13 protein-coding genes are annotated in these 15,347 nt (G+C 67.5%); 9 read left to right on the top strand and 4 right to left on the bottom strand.

Features of this window, described 5'->3' with window-relative positions; translation table 11 throughout:
* Positions 1-101: 101 nt before the first annotated feature.
* The 6 genes from V5F63_RS07645 to V5F63_RS07620 are packed head-to-tail and all read left to right on the top strand — an operon-like array spanning position 102 to position 8,101.
* Complete coding sequence (locus V5F63_RS07645; protein WP_348634347.1) at positions 102-2,195, top strand: hydantoinase/oxoprolinase family protein; 2,094 nt, start codon at positions 102-104, stop codon at positions 2,193-2,195.
* A 12-nt stretch (positions 2,196-2,207) separates the two neighbouring features.
* A complete protein-coding gene (locus tag V5F63_RS07640) occupies positions 2,208-3,950 on the top strand; it encodes a hydantoinase B/oxoprolinase family protein (protein WP_394102076.1) in 1,743 nt (580 codons plus the stop codon).
* Positions 3,947-4,810: a sugar phosphate isomerase/epimerase family protein gene (locus tag V5F63_RS07635; protein WP_394102077.1), complete on the top strand. Its 864-nt coding sequence runs from the start codon at positions 3,947-3,949 to the stop codon at positions 4,808-4,810. Before V5F63_RS07640 ends, V5F63_RS07635 begins: the two co-directional genes overlap by 4 nt.
* Before the next feature lie 55 nt (positions 4,811-4,865).
* Complete coding sequence (locus tag V5F63_RS07630) at positions 4,866-5,612, top strand: TetR family transcriptional regulator (protein WP_348634346.1); 747 nt, start codon at positions 4,866-4,868, stop codon at positions 5,610-5,612.
* A 52-nt stretch (positions 5,613-5,664) separates the two neighbouring features.
* Positions 5,665-6,738 (top strand): phosphotransferase, encoded by a 1,074-nt coding sequence (locus tag V5F63_RS07625; protein WP_394102078.1) that lies wholly within the window; start codon positions 5,665-5,667, stop codon positions 6,736-6,738.
* Between the two features lie 16 nt (positions 6,739-6,754).
* Positions 6,755-8,101, top strand: coding sequence for an aspartate aminotransferase family protein (locus V5F63_RS07620; RefSeq protein WP_394102079.1), 1,347 nt, complete (start codon positions 6,755-6,757; stop codon positions 8,099-8,101).
* Positions 8,102-8,155: 54 nt separating this feature from the next.
* Here V5F63_RS07620 and aptA read toward each other — a convergent pair whose 3' ends face one another.
* The gene (aptA, locus tag V5F63_RS07615) at positions 8,156-9,490 is read right to left on the bottom strand and encodes an omega-aminotransferase AptA (protein ID WP_394102080.1); all 1,335 of its coding nucleotides are present in this window, start codon (positions 9,488-9,490) and stop codon (positions 8,156-8,158) included.
* A 142-nt stretch (positions 9,491-9,632) separates the two neighbouring features.
* Between aptA and V5F63_RS07610 the strand changes: the two genes are divergently transcribed.
* Positions 9,633-10,175 (top strand): cupin domain-containing protein, encoded by a 543-nt coding sequence (locus V5F63_RS07610; RefSeq protein WP_394102081.1) that lies wholly within the window; start codon positions 9,633-9,635, stop codon positions 10,173-10,175.
* A 9-nt stretch (positions 10,176-10,184) separates the two neighbouring features.
* On the opposite strand, the gene V5F63_RS07605 is transcribed toward V5F63_RS07610, so the two are convergent.
* The 3 genes from V5F63_RS07605 to V5F63_RS07595 all read right to left on the bottom strand — a co-directional run bounded on the left by V5F63_RS07605 (position 10,185) and on the right by V5F63_RS07595 (position 12,694).
* A complete protein-coding gene (locus tag V5F63_RS07605) occupies positions 10,185-10,844 on the bottom strand; it encodes a MarC family protein (RefSeq protein ID WP_209488490.1) in 660 nt (219 codons plus the stop codon).
* 78 nt (positions 10,845-10,922) lie between these two features.
* Positions 10,923-11,909, bottom strand: a complete 987-nt coding sequence (acuI, locus tag V5F63_RS07600) for an acrylyl-CoA reductase (NADPH) (protein WP_394102082.1) — start codon at positions 11,907-11,909, stop codon at positions 10,923-10,925.
* Positions 11,910-11,953: 44 nt separating this feature from the next.
* Positions 11,954-12,694 (bottom strand): FadR/GntR family transcriptional regulator, encoded by a 741-nt coding sequence (locus tag V5F63_RS07595; RefSeq protein WP_394029857.1) that lies wholly within the window; start codon positions 12,692-12,694, stop codon positions 11,954-11,956.
* Between the two features lie 171 nt (positions 12,695-12,865).
* On the opposite strand from V5F63_RS07595, the gene V5F63_RS07590 reads away from it, so the two are divergent.
* Entirely contained in the window at positions 12,866-14,101 is a 1,236-nt protein-coding gene (locus V5F63_RS07590) for an ABC transporter substrate-binding protein (RefSeq protein WP_394029858.1), read from the top strand.
* 1 nt (position 14,102) lies between these two features.
* Positions 14,103-15,332 carry an MFS transporter gene (locus V5F63_RS07585; RefSeq protein ID WP_394102083.1) on the top strand — a complete coding sequence of 410 codons (1,230 nt, stop codon included), beginning with the start codon at positions 14,103-14,105 and terminating at the stop codon, positions 15,330-15,332.
* Positions 15,333-15,347: the final 15 nt, after the last annotated feature.

Raw genomic sequence — 15,347 nt, 5'->3', positions numbered from 1 at the left:
GATTTATGCACCAATCGCAGCAAATCGTTTGTGCAAATCGTGTCTTGACGGAGGTGGCGATCATAACTAACCATCCAGTCCAATAACGAAGGAGATATGTCGTGGGGACACTCACCGGCCTGGAGCGCACCTCGACAGGCGCGCGCATCGGCGTCGATATTGGCGGCACCTTCACGGACCTCGTGCTCGCGGATGGACGCGGCGCGGTGTTCCACCGCAAGGTCGCCTCCACCCCCGCGGCGCCCGAGGAAGCGGTTCTGGAGGGTGTCGCCGCCATCATCGCCGATGCCCGGCTGACGCCCGCGGAGGTGACGGAGGTGGTGCACGGCACCACGGTCGGCTCCAACACCCTGCTGCAGAAGGTCGGCGCGCCCACAGGCCTCATCACCACCAAGGGGTTTCGTGACGTGCTGGAGATCGGACGGCTGCGCACGCCGTCCATGTTCGATCTTCAATGGGAAAAACCGGTTCCGCTCGTCGCCCGTCGCCATCGCAAGGAGGTGGCCGAGCGCATCGCAGCCGATGGCACCATCCTCGTGCCGCTCGATGAGGCGGCGGTGCTGGAAGCTGCGCAGGAACTGGTCGATGCCGGCATCTCGTCCTTCGCCGTCTGCTTCCTCAACAGCTATCGCAATCCCGCCCACGAGCAGCGCGCCGCCACGCTCATCGCCGAGCACTTTCCGCAGGTGCGCGTCACAAGCTCCATCTCGGTGCTGCCCGAGGCGAAGGAATACGAGCGCACCAGCACCACCGTCGTGAACGCCTATGTGCGGCCGGTGCTCGAAGCCTATCTCACACGGCTGGAGCGCGGCCTTGCCGATGCCGGCATCGACGCGCCCTTGCTCGTCTGCAATTCCAATGGCGCCCTCGCCTCCTCCGGCACGGCGCGCGAAAAGCCGGTGTTCTTCATCTCGTCCGGCCGGGCGGCCGGTGTCGTGGGCGGCTCGCGCCTCGGCGAAGCGCTGGATATCAAGGATCTCGTGGTGTTCGACATGGGCGGCACCACCGCCTCCGCCTCGCTGGTGCAGAATGGCGAGCTGACGCGGGTGAGCGAATACGAGTTCCGCGCCGGCATCTCCACGCCCAGCCGCTTCATCAAGGCCGGCGGCTACATGATGAGCGTGCCCACGGTGGACGTGGCCGAGGTGGGCTCCGGCGCCGGCTCCATCGCCTATGTGGACCAGGGCGGGTTGATGCGCGTCGGGCCGGTCTCGGCCGGCGCCGATCCCGGCCCCGCCTGCTACGGCAGCGGCGGCTCGCGGCCCACGGTGACGGACGCCAACCTTTTGCTCGGTTATCTGCCCGCCCAACTCGCCGGCGGCTCCCGCGCGCTCTCGGTGGAGGCGGCCCGCGCCGCCATCGCCCGCGATCTTGCCGACCCGTTCAATCTCACCCCCGAGGATGCCGCCTGCGGCGTGCGCGACGTGGTGAACGCCAACATGGCCCGCGCCATCCGGGCGGTGACGGTGGAGCGCGGCGTCGATCCGCGCGACTTCACACTGGTCGCCATCGGCGGCTCCGGCCCGGTCCATGCCGCGGACATCGCGCGCCTCCTCTCCATGCCCCGCGTGCTGGTGCCGGCCTCGCCGGGCGTGTTCACCGCCATGGGCATGCTGGCGGGCGATGTGGAGCGCTATTTCATCCGCCCGTTCGCCGTGAAGCTCGCCGATTTCCAGCCGCCCGAGGCGGAGACGGCCTTCGCCGCGCTGGAGGCCGATGCCCGCGCCGCCCTCGCCGGCGAGGCCGTGGCCGAGCACCTGATGAGTGTGACGCGCGAGGTGGACATGCGCTTCCGTGGCCAGGAAATGTCCCTCTCCGTGCCGTATCTGGCGGACCGGGATGCGCTGCACGCGGCCTTCAAGGCGGCCTATGAGGCCATCTACAGCTACTCCTCCTCCGACACCATCGAGGTGGTGAGCCTGAGGGTCATCGGGCGCGGCCTCCGGCCCGGCAAGATCGACTTCCGGGCTGCCCATGCGCGGGTGGAGGGTTCGAGCGAGCCGGAAAGCATCCGCAAGGTCTATTATGGCGCGGAGCAGGGTCACATCGACACGCCGGTCTATGTGCGCACGCGCTGCCCGGCGCGCATCGTCGGCCCCGCTGTCATCGAGGGGGCGGACAGCACCGTCGTGGTGCCCCCCGGCGCCACCGCGGAAGCCGACGCCCACGCCAATCTCCTGATCACCCTCGCCTGACGGGATCGCGCCATGCTCGACCAGACCGACAAGACCATCGATCCCGTCACCTTCGCGGTGCTCAAGAGCGCGTTCGAATCCATCGTCGATGACATGGCCTACACGGTCATGCGCACCGCCCGCTCGCCCATCGTGCGCGACGTGCTGGATTATTCCGCCACCATGTGCGACGCGCAGGGGCGCATCCTCGCCCAGGCCAAGACCGTGGCGCTGCACCTCGGTGCCGTGCCGGACGCCATGGAGGCCATCCAGCGCCACTACGGCGACGACCTCAATCCCGGCGACGTCATCATCCTGAACGATCCCTATGACGGCGGAATGCACCTGCCGGACATCTTCATGTTCAAGCCCATCTTCGATGGCGCGCAGCACATCGGCTATGCCGTGGTGATCTGCCACCATTGCGACGTGGGCGGCCGGGTGCCGGGCTCCAACGCCTCGGATTCCACCGAGATCTTCCAGGAAGGGCTGCGCATTCCGCCCCTGAAGCTGTTCGACAAGGGCGTGCGCAACAAGACCCTGTTCGACATCATCTCGAAGAACGTGCGCCTGCCCGATCTCGTCATCGGCGACCTTGAGGCACAGCTTGCCACCTGTGCCCTTGGTGAGCGCGAATTCCTGCGCCTCACCGAGAAGTACGGCATTCCGCTGGTGGAAAAATTCCTCGCCGAATTCCTCGATTACGGCGAGCGCCTCGTGCGCAAGGCCTTCGCCGCCTGGCCGGATGGCGCCTATTCCTTCACCGACTACATCGACGGCGACGGTTTCGACGAGAGCGAGATTCCGATCCATGTGACCATCACGGTCAAGGGCGATCACATCGGTGTCGATTTCGAGGGCTCGGCGCCGCAGGTGAAGGGCGCGATCAATTCCACGCTCTCCTTCGTCAAATCGGCCACCTATCTCGCCGTGCGCTGCGTGCTCGACCCCGATGTGCCGAACAACGCCGGCCTTTATCGCTGCGTCGACGTGAGCGCGCCGAAGGGCAGCGTGCTCAATCCCGAATTCCCCGCCCCCGTCGCCGCCCGCGCCCTGACCGGCTACCGGGTGGTGGACACGGTGCTCGGCGCCCTCGCCGCCATCGTGCCCGAGCGGGTGTGCGCGGCGGGCGAAGGCGGCAACACGGTCGTCTGCCTCGGCGGCTACGACAGCGAGACGCGCGAGCCCTTCATCGTGGTGGACATGATCAACGGCGCCCTCGGCGCGCGGGCGACGCGGGACGGCATCGATGCGGTGACGAACCCCTCGCAGAACATGTCGAACATGCCGGTGGAGATCATGGAGGCGACCTACCCGCTCATGATCGAGGAATATGCGCTGCGCGACGATTCCTGCGGCGCCGGCAGGACACGGGGCGGCCTCGGGGTCGTCCGCCAGTATCGCCTCCTCGCCGACGAGGCGGTGATGCAGCTGCGCGCGGACCGTTATGCCCATGCGCCATACGGCCTGTTTGGCGGCAAGCCGGGCGCGCTCTCGCGGAACCTCCTGTCCGAGGCCGGCAATTTCGAGCTTCTGGCCAGCAAGGTCACGCGCAACGTGACCAAGGGAACGGTGATCCGCCACGAGCAGGCCGGCGGCGGCGGCTATGGTGATCCCCTGACGCGCCCGCCGGAAGCCGTGCTGGAGGATGTGCTGGACGGCAAGATCAGCCCCGCCTATGCCCGCGACGGCTTCGGCGTGCTGGTGGTGGACGGCGCCGTCGATGCGCAGGCGACGGCCGCGCTGCGCGGCGCCATGGCGGGGACCGCGTCATGAGCATCGTGCCCGGCGATTTCTCCCGCTTCGCCGTCAACCAGATCACCACCCCCTCCCTCTCCCTCGCGGAGGCGGTGGACACCTATGCGCGCCACGGCGCGCGGGGCATCGGCGTGTGGAACCAGTATCTGGAAGGCATCGCCCCCGCCGTCGCCGGGCGGCTGATCCGCGAGGCGGGCCTGTTCGTTCCCTGCCTGTGCACGACCGCATGGGTAAACCTCGCCGATCCCCTCGCCCGCGCGGCGGCCATCGACGAGAACCGCCGGCGGCTCGATGCGGCGCACGATCTCGGCGCGACGAGCCTCGTGGTGGTGCCCGGCGGCCTCGCCACCGGCGAGAAGGATATCCGCACCGCCCGCAACCGCGTGGAGGACGCGCTCGCCGAGCTTCTGCCCCATGCCCGCGCGGCAGGCGTATCCCTCGGCCTCGAACCCCTGCACCCCATGTTCGCGGCCGACCGCTCGTGCCTCAATACCTTCCGCCACTGCCTTGATCTGGTCGAGACCATGGGCGCCGGCACGGGCATCGTGGCCGATGTGTACCATTGCTGGTGGGATCCGGATTTCGCGGACGGACTGCGGGAAGCCGGACCCGCGCGCATCCTGACCTTCCATCTGTGCGACTGGCTGGTGCCGACGCGGGATGTCTATCAGGACCGGGGCATGGTGGGCGACGGCGTGATCGACATCGCCTTCTATCGCCGTCTCCTGGACGACATCGCCTACGACGGCCCGTTCGAGATCGAGATTTTCTCCAGGCTCGACTGGTGGACGCGCGACGCCGCCGAGACCACGCGCATCAGCCTGGAGCGCTGCGAGCCGTTCGTCGCACCGCGCTCTGGCGCCACAGTTTGCGGTTGACGGAAGCGGTGCCGCGCATCCTCATGGGATCATGGTTGAAAAGGAAGGCTCGGTCGTGAGTGAAAAGCCTCGCAAGCGTGATTCCATCGGGACGCAGGACAAGATCCTCGCGGCTGCGCAGATGGAATTTGCCCGGCGGGGGTACGACGGTGCGCGGGTGGACGCCATCATCGCCCGGGCGAAGATCAGCAAGAACCTGCTTTATCATCACTTCAGCTCCAAGGAGGAGCTGTATGTGAAGGTGCTGGAGCGCACCTACGAGGCGATGCGCCGCCGGCAGGAGGAAATCCCGCTCACCGGCCTTGAGCCCGTGGCGGCGATCCGCCGCCTGTGCGACGCGACCTTCCAGACCTTCATCGAGGAGCCCGAGGTCATCGTGATGATGAACTCGGAAAATATCCATCGGGGCCGCCACGTCGCCAAGTCGCCCATCATCCGGCAGCTCTACAGCCGCCTCGCCGGCGCCGTGGACGTCATCCTGCGGGAGGGCGAGAGCAAGGGTGTGTTCCGGCCGGGCGTGGACGCCATAGACCTCTACATTTCCATCTCGGCGATGGGATACTTCTACATCTCCAACCGCTTCACCCTGTCGATGATCTTCGACCGCGACCTGATGCGCTCCGATTATCTGGAACAGCACAGGAAGACCATCATCGACATGACCCTCGCCTATCTCACCGAGGGCGCCCCCAACCGGCCGCAGGACGATGGCGAAAAGCCACAAGACGCTTCCGGGCGCGCGACGCCCCAATCCGAAACCGCCGCCCCCGTCCGGAGGAAGCGCGTGATCGCCAAGGTCTGACGCCCCGGGCGAAGCGACAACGCGCCCTTTCCGCGAGGAAAAACGACACGACATGCTGACGCCCTCCCACGCGCCCGACCGCCTTCTCATGGCCGGAGGGCTCGCCACCGCCTTCCGCTCCATTCCGCCGGACGAGGCGGTCTCCGTTCTCGCCCGTCATTTCGGCGTGTCAGGGACGCTGACGCGGCTCGACACCGAGAAGGACGACACCTTTCTGGTGGACGGCGCGCAGGGCCGCCACATCGCCAAATTCTCCAATCCGGACGAGGACCCGCGCGAGATATCGCTGCAGGCCGAACTGCTCGATTACGTGGCAAAAACCGATCCCCGCCTTCCCGTCCCGCGCGTGGTGCGCACGGCGGCGGGCGACGCCTTCCTCTCCCACGAGGACGGACACGGGCAGGTGCGGCTCGTGCGGGTGCTGACCTATCTGGACGGCACGCCGCTCGACCGGATCGACGCGACGGCGGACGAGCGCGCGAAACTCGGGGCCATCCTCGCCCGCCTGCGCCTCGCCATGGCGGGCTTCTCGCACCCCCACGACACCCGCGAGATCGCCTGGGACGTGCAGCATCTGCCCAAGCTCGCCTTCCTTGTGGAGCGGATGGAGGACAGGGCGCGCCGACGCCAGCTCGAACGCGGGCTCGATCGCTTCCGTGCCCTCGAAGGCCGGCTGTCATCCTGCCGCACGCAGGTGCTTCACAACGATTTCAGCCGCTCGAACGTGGTGGTGAACCGTGGTCAGCCCCAGTTCATTTCCGGCATCATCGACTTCGGGGACGTGGTGCGCACCGCCATCGTCATCGACCTGTCGACGGCGCTGCTCAACCAGTTGAGCCCGGTGGGCTCGGACCGCATGTTCGATGCCGGCCGCGACCTGCTGCGCGGCTATCTCGGCGTCGCGGACCTGACGCAGGACGAGTTGCTGCTCCTGCCGCACATGATCATGGCCCGCGTGGTGGCCCGCGCCCTCATCACCACATGGCGGGCCGAACAATTCCCCGACAACGCGACCTACATTCTGCGCAACACGCACCAGAGCTGGTCGCAGCTCGACCATTTCCTCAGCCGCTCCGTCGAGGAGGTCAGCGAGACCTTTCTCGGCGTCGCTGCCTCGCCCGTTTGAAGGAGGCGTTTCCCACATGACCGCAGTGAAGGAACGCAAGATCAACGTCGGCATGGTGAACGGCTTCGACCCGTCCAACATGTCCGCCCTCGACCCCGCGACGCAGGACATGGTGGCGCGCCGGCAGGCGCTGCTCGGCCCCGCCTATCGCCTCATGTACGCCCATCCGGTGGAGATCAGCCGGGCGAAGGGCACCCGTCTCTGGGACAAGGCGGGCAACGAATATCTCGATGCCTACAACAACGTCGTGTCCGTGGGTCACTGCCATCCGCGCGTGGTCGAAGCGGTGCATGAGCAAATGCAGACGCTGTGCACCCACACGCGCTATCTGCAGGACGGCATCCTCGATTTCGCGGACGAGATCGTCCCGACCTTCGGCGATCCCATCCGCCACATCATGTTCACCTGCACGGGGTCGGAGGCCAACGACCTCGCGCTGCGGATCGCCATGCACCACACCGGGCGCAAGGGCATCGTCATCACGTCCGAGGCCTATACCGGCAATTCCTTCCTCACCGCCGGCCTGTCGCCGTCGCTCGGCAAGAAGTCGCCGCTCGGCGAATGGGTGCGGCGCATTCCGGCGCCCGATTCCTACCGCATGACCCCTGCGGAGATCGCGGCGACGATGATCCGCCAGCTGAAATACGAGATCGAGGAGCTGGAACGGCGCGGCGAGGGGCTGGCCGCCTTCATCGCCGATTCGCTGTTCTCGTCGGACGGCATCTATGCCGATCCCACCGACATCCTCGGCCCCATCGCGGAGGTGGTGCGTGCGGCGGGCGGCGTGATGATCGCCGATGAGGTGCAGGCGGGGTTCGGGCGGTCCGGCGACCGGCTCTGGGGCTTCCAGCGCCATGGCCTTCAGCCTGATATCGTCACCATGGGCAAGCCCATGGGCAACGGCTTCCCCGTCGCCGCCGTGGCCGTGGCCCCGCACGTCATCGAGCGCTTCGGCAACGAGATGCGCTATTTCAACACCTTCGGCGGCAACACCGTTGCCATCGCGGCCGCGCGGGCGACCTTCGATGTGCTGATTTCGGAAGCGTTGCAGGAGAATGCCGCCCGCATCGGCCGGATGATCCAGGACGGCATCCGGGAGATCGCCAAGTCCGATGGCCGGATCGGCGACGTGCGGGGCGCGGGGCTCTATATCGGCGTCGAGTTCGTGAAGGACCAAGCGACCAAGGCGCCGGATTCCGCCACCGCCCTCGCCGTGGTGGACGGGCTGCGCCAGCGCCGGGTGCTGATCTCCGCCACCGGCTACCACGCCAACACGCTGAAGATCCGCCCGCCGCTGGTGTTCTCGGCGGCGGACGCGGACCGCCTCCTCACCACCTTGGCCGAGACGCTGAAGGCGGTTTGACGATCCAAGCCGCCGCAAGTGCCCCAAGGCCCCTGCGGCGGCTCATTTCCGGCGTCAGGCGGCGCTTTTCAGCGTGTCGCCGATGACCGAGACGATGGTGTCGATCTGGTCCTTCTCCACGATCAGCGGCGGCGACAAGGCGATGATGTCGCCGGTGACGCGGATAAGGAGCCCCTTGCGGAAGCATTCGACGAAGATCTCGTAGGCACGGGCGCCCGGCGCACCATCGCGCGGGCGCAGCTCGATGGCGCCGACGAGGCCGAGGTTGCGGATATCCACCACATGGGGCAGATCCTTCAGCGAGTGCAGCGCCTCCTGCCAGTATTCGGCAAGCGCCGCCCCGCGGGTCAAGAGCCCCTCCTCGGCATAGATGCCCAGCGTCGCGAGACCGGCCGCGCAGGCCACCGGATGGCCGGAATAGGTGTAGCCGTGGAACAGCTCGATCTGGTTCTCCGGGCCAGTCATGAGCCCGTCGTGGACCTTGCGTGAGGCGAACACGGCGCCCATCGGGATGGCGCCGTTGGTCAGGCCCTTGGCGGTGGTGACGATATCGGGCGTGACGCCGAAATAATCCGTCGCGAACGGCGTGCCGAGGCGGCCGAAGCCGGTGATGACCTCATCGAAGATCAGCAGGATGCCGTATTTGTCGGCCGTGGCACGCAGGCGCTCCAGATAGCCCTTCGGCGGCAGGACGACGCCGGCGGAACCCGCCATCGGCTCGACGATGACGGCGGCGATGGTCTCGGCGCCATGCAGGGCGACGAGCCGCTCCAGATCCTCGGCCAGCTCGATGCCATGGGCCGGAAGGCCCTTGGAGAAGGCGTTGCGCTCGATATCGAGCGTATGGCGCATATGGTCGGCGGGGATCTGCGGAAAGACCCGCCGGTTGTTGACGAGGCCGCCCACCGAGATGCCGCCGAAGCCGACGCCATGATAGCCCTTCTCGCGGCCGATGATGCGGGTGCGGGTGCCCTGCCCGATGGCGCGCTGGTAGGCGATGGCGATCTTGAGCGCCGTATCCACCGATTCCGAGCCGGAGCCGGTGAAGAACACGCGGTCGAGGCCGCCCTCCTTGCCGCCGGGAGCCATGGCGGCAAGCTTTTCGGCGAAGGCGAAGACGATGGGATGGCCCATCTGGAAGGTGGGCGCATAATCGAGTTCGCCCAGCTGGCGCGCGACCGCCTCGGCGATCTGGGCGCGGCCATGGCCGGCATTGACGCACCAGAGGCCGGACGTGCCGTCCAGAACCGAGTTGCCGTCGATGTCGGTGTAATACATGCCCTTGGCGCCCGACAGCAGGCGCGGCGCGGCCTTGAACTGGCGGTTCGCGGTGAACGGCATCCAGAAATTATCGAGACTGGGCTGGTTGGACCGGACGTGAAGGGTCATGCCGTTCTCCTCTTGGCTGCCTCCACATCGGCCAATTGCGCAGGCCGAACAAGTCGTTTTCTGGAACCACCTATCTCATTGATATTTCTTCATCCGAGTGGCATGATTTTCGATATATTCAACACCCGAAACAGGGCTTGCCATGGACATCGGGGACAGGCTGCGCCAGTTGCGGCTCCTGCACGGCATTTCCCAGCGCGAGCTTGCCAAGCGCACGGGCGTGACCAACTCCACCATCTCGCTGATCGAGTCCAACACGTCCAACCCTTCGGTCGGCGCGCTGAAGCGCATTCTCGAGGGCATCCCCATCGGGCTCGCGGAATTCTTCGCGTTCGAGCCCGAGGCGCCGAAGAAGACCTTCTACGCCGCCGAGGAACTCACCGAGATCGGCAAGGGCGCCATCTCCTACCGCCAGGTGGGCGAGCGGCTGTTCGGCCGGAAGCTGCAGATTCTGAAGGAATGCTACCAGCCCGGGGCCGACACCGGCGTGGTGCCGCTCGTCCACGAAGGCGAGGAGGGCGGCGTCCTCCTGTCCGGGCGGCTGGAGGTGACGGTTGACGATGTGCGGCGCATCCTCGGCCCCGGCGATGCCTATTATTTCGAGAGCCGCCGCCCCCACCGCTTCCGCTGCATCGGCCCGCGCCCCTGCGAGGTCATCAGCGCCTGCACGCCGCCGAGCTTCTGAGCGAACGTGCTATCCCGCGTGCGCGACCCAGGCCGGGAAGAGGTGGCCCAGCGCGTCGGTCAGCATCTCCATGGCGATGGCCGCGAGCACGATGCCCATCAGGCGCTTCGAGATGCTGAGCGCGGTGGCAGACAGGACCGAGGAGAGCGCGGGCGCCACGGCCATTGCGATGGAGAAGAACACCACATAGCCGATGAGCGCGAGATAAAACCCCGCCGCGCCGCCTGCCGTGGCACTGGAGCCCGAGAAGACGATGATCGTCGTCATGGTGCCCGGCCCGATGGAAAGCGGGATGCCCAGCGGGTAGACGCCCATGCTGGAGGCCGAGCTGAAGGTCTTCTTTTCCGCCTCCGTGCCCGCGTGCGCGCTGTGCTCCTCGCCGCTGAGCATGGACAGGGCGAGGAGCAGCACGATGAGCCCGCCGGCCAGCTGGAAATGGGTGACATCGATGCCGAAGACGCCCAGCACGAAGCGCCCGCCCAGCGCGCAGATCAGGCAGCCCAGCGCCACCGTCGCGTTCAGCACCAGCATGGTGCTGCGCCGCTCGGCCGGGGAGCGGTCCGCCGTCAGGCTCAGGAACACCGGAATGATCGTCAGCGGGTTCATGATGGCGAACAGCGCCGCGAACAGCTTGGCGGACAGCGTCAGATCGATACCGGCGAAATTCACGTCGCAAGCCCCCTGCGGCGGACGAGTCACTGTCCGCCGACCCTAGTGCAGGGGGGCCTCCGGCTCAATGCGGATCGCTCAGATGCGGACCACCGTGCGCCCGCGCACGCCGCCGACGATGATGTCTTCCGCCACCTGCGGCAGGTCCTCCAGAGTGACCTCGCGGGTGACGAGATCGAAATCGGCCTCTGTGAGGATCTCGCCCAGCCGTGTCCAGGCGGCGAGGCGGCGCGGGGTCGGGCAGTTCACCGAATCGACGCCCAGCAGCGCCACGTTGCGCAGGATGAAGGGGAAGACGGTGGTCGGCAGGTCGGTGGCCGCAGCGAGGCCGCAAGCGGCCACCGCGCCGCCGTAGCGGGTGGCGGCGAGCACGTTGGCGAGGATGGTACCGCCCACCGTGTCCACGGCGCCATGCCAGCGCTCGCCGGCGAGCGGCTTGCCCGCCGCCGCGTAGGTGGCGCGGTCCACGATGTCGGTGGCGCCGAGGCTCTTCAGGAAGTCGGCCTCCGCCGGACGACCGGTGAGCGCGCTCACCTTGTAGCCGAGGCGCGAAAGCAGGCGCACCGCGACGCTGCCCACGCCGCCCGCCGCGCCGGTGACGAGCACGTCGCCGCCTTCAGTGATGCCGTAGCGTTCCAGCGCATCCACGCAGAGCATGGCGGTGAGGCCGGCCGTGCCGATGGCCATGGCCTGGCGCGGGGTGAGGCCGGCGGGCAGCTTCACCAGCCACTCGCCCTTCACCTTGGCCCGCTCGGCGAAGCCGCCGGACCAGTTCTCGCCGACGCCCCAGCCGGTCAGCACCACCTTGTCGCCGGGGGCGAAGGCGGGATTGTCGCTCGCGCGCACCGTGCCGGCGAAATCGATGCCCGGCACCATGGGCAGCGCGCGCAGGATGCGGCTCATGCCCTTCAGCGCGAGGCCGTCCTTGTAGTTGAAGGACGAATATTCGACATCCACCGTCACGTCGCCGGCCGGCAACTCGGCCTCGGTGATGGTCTCGATGGCGATGGCCTGCCCGGCGTCGGTCTTGCGCGCCATGAGGGCGCGGAAGGTCTCGGTGCTCATTGGACGTTTCCCTGTGATGTGCGTGGACCGCGCGGGCGGTGTGCTCAGGGCCTTGCGGCCTTGCGGGCCTCTTCGGCCTTCTCGTACTGGGCGCGGATGTAGCGCACGAGCCCGCCGAGGGCGGTCACCGCCGCCTCGCCATCGCGGTCCCTCAGGGCCGCAAGCAGGGTCTCGTGATGGGCGACGATCTCCTTCCGGTCGCGGACGCGGAAGATGATCATGTTGCTCACCGGCATGAGCGCCTCCACCACCGCATTCATGAGGAAGCGCAGCAAAGCGTTGCCGGCCGCGTCCACGATGGTGCGGTGGAAGCGCACGTCGGAGGCGCAGAAATCCTGATCCGACAGGCTGGCGGTGCGCTGCAGGGCGATCTCCGCCTCCAGCGCCGAAAGGTGCGCCTCGGTCCGGTTCTGGGCGGCGAGACGGCAGCAGACGGCCTCCATCTCCAGCCGCGCCGTCGCCATCTCCTCCAGCGAGACGCCGCCCGTGGCGACGAGAAGGGTCACGGACGTGCCGAGGCTGGTGGCGAGTTCTTCCGGCGACGGGCCGGTCACGAAGGTGCCCCCCGTCGGGCCGCGCCGCGAGCGGATGAGGTGGCGCGCGGCGAGCCGCTTCAAAGCCTCGCGCACGGTGGGGCGCGAGACGCCGAACTGCGCGGCCAGTTCCTCCTCGGTCGGCAGGCGCTCATCCACCTTCAGCCGGCCGTCCATGATGGCCTGCTGGAGCTGATCGGCGATCTGACTCGCCGCGCTGGTGGTGACGATCTGGCCGTAGCTCGGTTCCATCTGATCCGTTCCGGGGACGCCTGTGGTCATCCCCTTGGTCTCAGATCGGCGGCGTCAAATCAACTAAAAATTATTCGTTTGACAAATCTTCAAATGAGCCTTTGGTTCTACAGATCGCGGACGGAGATGCCGCGGCAAAAAGAAGACACTGGAAACGCCGGGAGAGAAGAAATGCGCGCTGCCCTCGTAGCGGCGACCGTGCTGTCGTGCGCCGTCGCCGTCCCCATCACGACTGCTCACAGGGCCTCAGCCCAGGATCTGCCGACGTTCCGCATCGGCGTGATGAACGACCAGTCGAGCCTTTATTCCGACATCGCAGGTCCCGGCTCCGTCACCGCCGCCCAGATGGCGGTCGCGGACTTCAATCCGGAGAAGCACGGCTTCAAGGTGGAGGTGGTTTCCGCCGATCACCAGAACAAGGCGGACATCGGCTCCTCAGTGGCGCGGCGCTGGTACGACCTCGACAAGGTGGATGCCATCGTCGACGTGCCCACCTCCTCGGTGGCCCTCGCCGTCGCCGATATCAGCCGCGACAAGAACAAGGTCTTCCTGGTGGCGAGCGCCGGCACGTCCGACCTCACGGCCAAGGCCTGCACGCCCAATACGGTCCATTGGACCTACGACACCTGGGCGCTCGCCAACGGCACCGCCCGCGCCATGATCAAGCAGGGCGGCGATTCCTGGTACTTTCTGACCGCCGATTACGCCTTCGGCCATGCGCTGGAGCGCGACGCGGCCGAGGTGGTGAAGGCCAATGGCGGCAAGGTGATGGGCCGCGCGCTGGCGCCGTTCCAGAGTTCGGATTTCTCCTCCTTCATCCTGCAGGCGCAGGGCTCTGGCGCGAAGGTGGTGGCGCTGGCCAATTCCGGTGGCGACACCATCAATTCGGTCAAGCAGGCGGCGGAATTCGGCCTGTCGCAGAAGCAGAAGCTGGTCAGCCTTCTCATCTTCCTGTCCGACATCCATTCTCTGGGCCTGAAAACCGCGCAGGGCCTCATGCTCACCAACGCCTTCTACTGGGACCTCAACGACGGCACCCGCGCCTTCGGCAAGGCCTTCGGGGCGCGCAACAACGGCCGCATGCCGACCATGAACCAGGCCGGCACCTATGCCGCCACGCTGCACTGGATGAAGGCCATCGCGGCCATGGACAAGGCGAAGGCCCATGACGGTGCCGCCGTGGTTGCCCAGATGAAGGCCATGCCCACGAACGATCCCCTCTTCGGCAAGGGCCACATCCGCGCCGACGGCCGCACCATCCACGACATGTATCTGTGGCAGGTGAAGACGCCGGAAGAGTCCAAGGGTCCCTACGACTATCTGAAGCTGGTGGCGACCATCCCCGGCGATGAGGCCTTCCGGCCCATGTCGCCCGAGACCTGCCCCATGCTGAAGAAGGCCGGCTGAGGTGACGGCGCCGGCGACAGCCGCCCGCACGGACGGCAAGGCCTTCTCCCTCGCGATCCTCGTGGTCGCGGAAGTGGCGGCGATGGCGACCTGGTTCGCCACCACCGCCTCTCTGGGGGCGATCCGGGCGCAGTGGAGCCTGTCGCCCTTTCAGGAGGCCTTGCTCACCAGTTCCGTGCAGGCGGGCTTCGTCGCCGGCACCCTCCTCAGCGCGCTGCTCTCGCTGGCGGACCGCGCCGATCTGAGGACGCTGTTCTACGTCTCGGCCTTGGTCGCGGCGCTGGCCAACGGCGCCATCCTCCTGTTTGAGCCCACCCATCCGGCGGTGCCGCTGCTGCGGTTCATCACCGGCATGTGCATGGCGGGCGTCTATCCCGTGGGCATGAAGCTCGCGGCGACCTGGGCGAAGGGCGACCTCGGCCTGCTCATCGGCATGCTGGTGGCGGCATTGACGCTGGGCTCGGCCTCGCCCCACGCCATGGCGGCGATGGGCGGGCTCGACTGGCGGGCGCCGGTGGCGGGCGCGGCGGCGAGCGCGCTCATTGCCGCCATGCTCATCCGCTTCGCCAAGGTCGGCCCCAACCACGCGAAGGCGCCGCCGCTCAAGCTCTCCAACGCCCTCGATGCGTTCCGGCGCCCGGCGCTCAGGCTCGCCAATCTCGGCTATTTCGGCCACATGTGGGAGCTCTACGCCATGTGGGCGTGGATCGGCGCCTTCTTCGCCGCGAGCTTCGCCGCGCGCTATGGCGACGCCCCGCCCCTCGATCCCCGCCTCGCCACCTTCTGCGTGGTCGCCATCGGCGCCGTGGGAGCGCTGGGTGGCGGCTTCGCGGCCGACCGGCTGGGGCGCACCTTCGTCACGGCGCTGTCCATGGCGGTGAGCGGCCTGTGCGCGGTCGGCATCGGCTTTCTGTTCGGCGCCTCGATCTGGCTGGTGCTGCCGCTGGCGCTGGTGTGGGGTGTGACGGTGATCTCCGATTCCGCGCAATTCTCCGCCGCGGTGACGGAATTGTCCGACCGCAGCCTCATCGGGACCATGCTGACGGTGCAGACCTGCGTCGGCTTCCTCATCACGCTGGTGAGCATCCACCTCCTGCCCTATGCGGTGGATGCCTTCAGCTGGCGCTACGCCTTCCTCATCCTCGCCATCGGCCCCTTCCTCGGCGTCCTCGCCATGCTCCGCCTGCGCCTGCGGCCCGAAGCGGCGAGCATGGCCGGCGGGCGGCGCTGATCCCTCTCCACGAGG

Source organism: Xanthobacter wiegelii, assembly GCF_043193855.2.
Taxonomy (GTDB): Bacteria; Pseudomonadota; Alphaproteobacteria; order Rhizobiales; family Xanthobacteraceae; genus Xanthobacter; species Xanthobacter flavus_A.
The sequence above is the reverse complement of the archived record's forward strand: the minus strand, read 5'-3'. Positions and strand labels throughout refer to the sequence as shown.

Excerpts from the sequence above, each read along its gene's own strand:
- V5F63_RS07640 (WP_394102076.1), top strand. The coding sequence starts at position 2,208 with ATGCTCGACCAGACCGACAAGACCATCGATCCCGTCACCTTCGCGGTG.
- V5F63_RS07635 (WP_394102077.1), top strand. The coding sequence starts at position 3,947 with ATGAGCATCGTGCCCGGCGATTTCTCCCGCTTCGCCGTCAACCAGATC.
- V5F63_RS07625 (WP_394102078.1), top strand. The coding sequence starts at position 5,665 with ATGCTGACGCCCTCCCACGCGCCCGACCGCCTTCTCATGGCCGGAGGG.
- V5F63_RS07620 (WP_394102079.1), top strand. The coding sequence starts at position 6,755 with ATGACCGCAGTGAAGGAACGCAAGATCAACGTCGGCATGGTGAACGGC.
- aptA (WP_394102080.1), bottom strand. The coding sequence starts at position 9,490 with ATGACCCTTCACGTCCGGTCCAACCAGCCCAGTCTCGATAATTTCTGG.
- V5F63_RS07610 (WP_394102081.1), top strand. The coding sequence starts at position 9,633 with ATGGACATCGGGGACAGGCTGCGCCAGTTGCGGCTCCTGCACGGCATT.
- acuI (WP_394102082.1), bottom strand. The coding sequence starts at position 11,909 with ATGAGCACCGAGACCTTCCGCGCCCTCATGGCGCGCAAGACCGACGCC.
- V5F63_RS07595 (WP_394029857.1), bottom strand. The coding sequence starts at position 12,694 with ATGGAACCGAGCTACGGCCAGATCGTCACCACCAGCGCGGCGAGTCAG.
- V5F63_RS07590 (WP_394029858.1), top strand. The coding sequence starts at position 12,866 with ATGCGCGCTGCCCTCGTAGCGGCGACCGTGCTGTCGTGCGCCGTCGCC.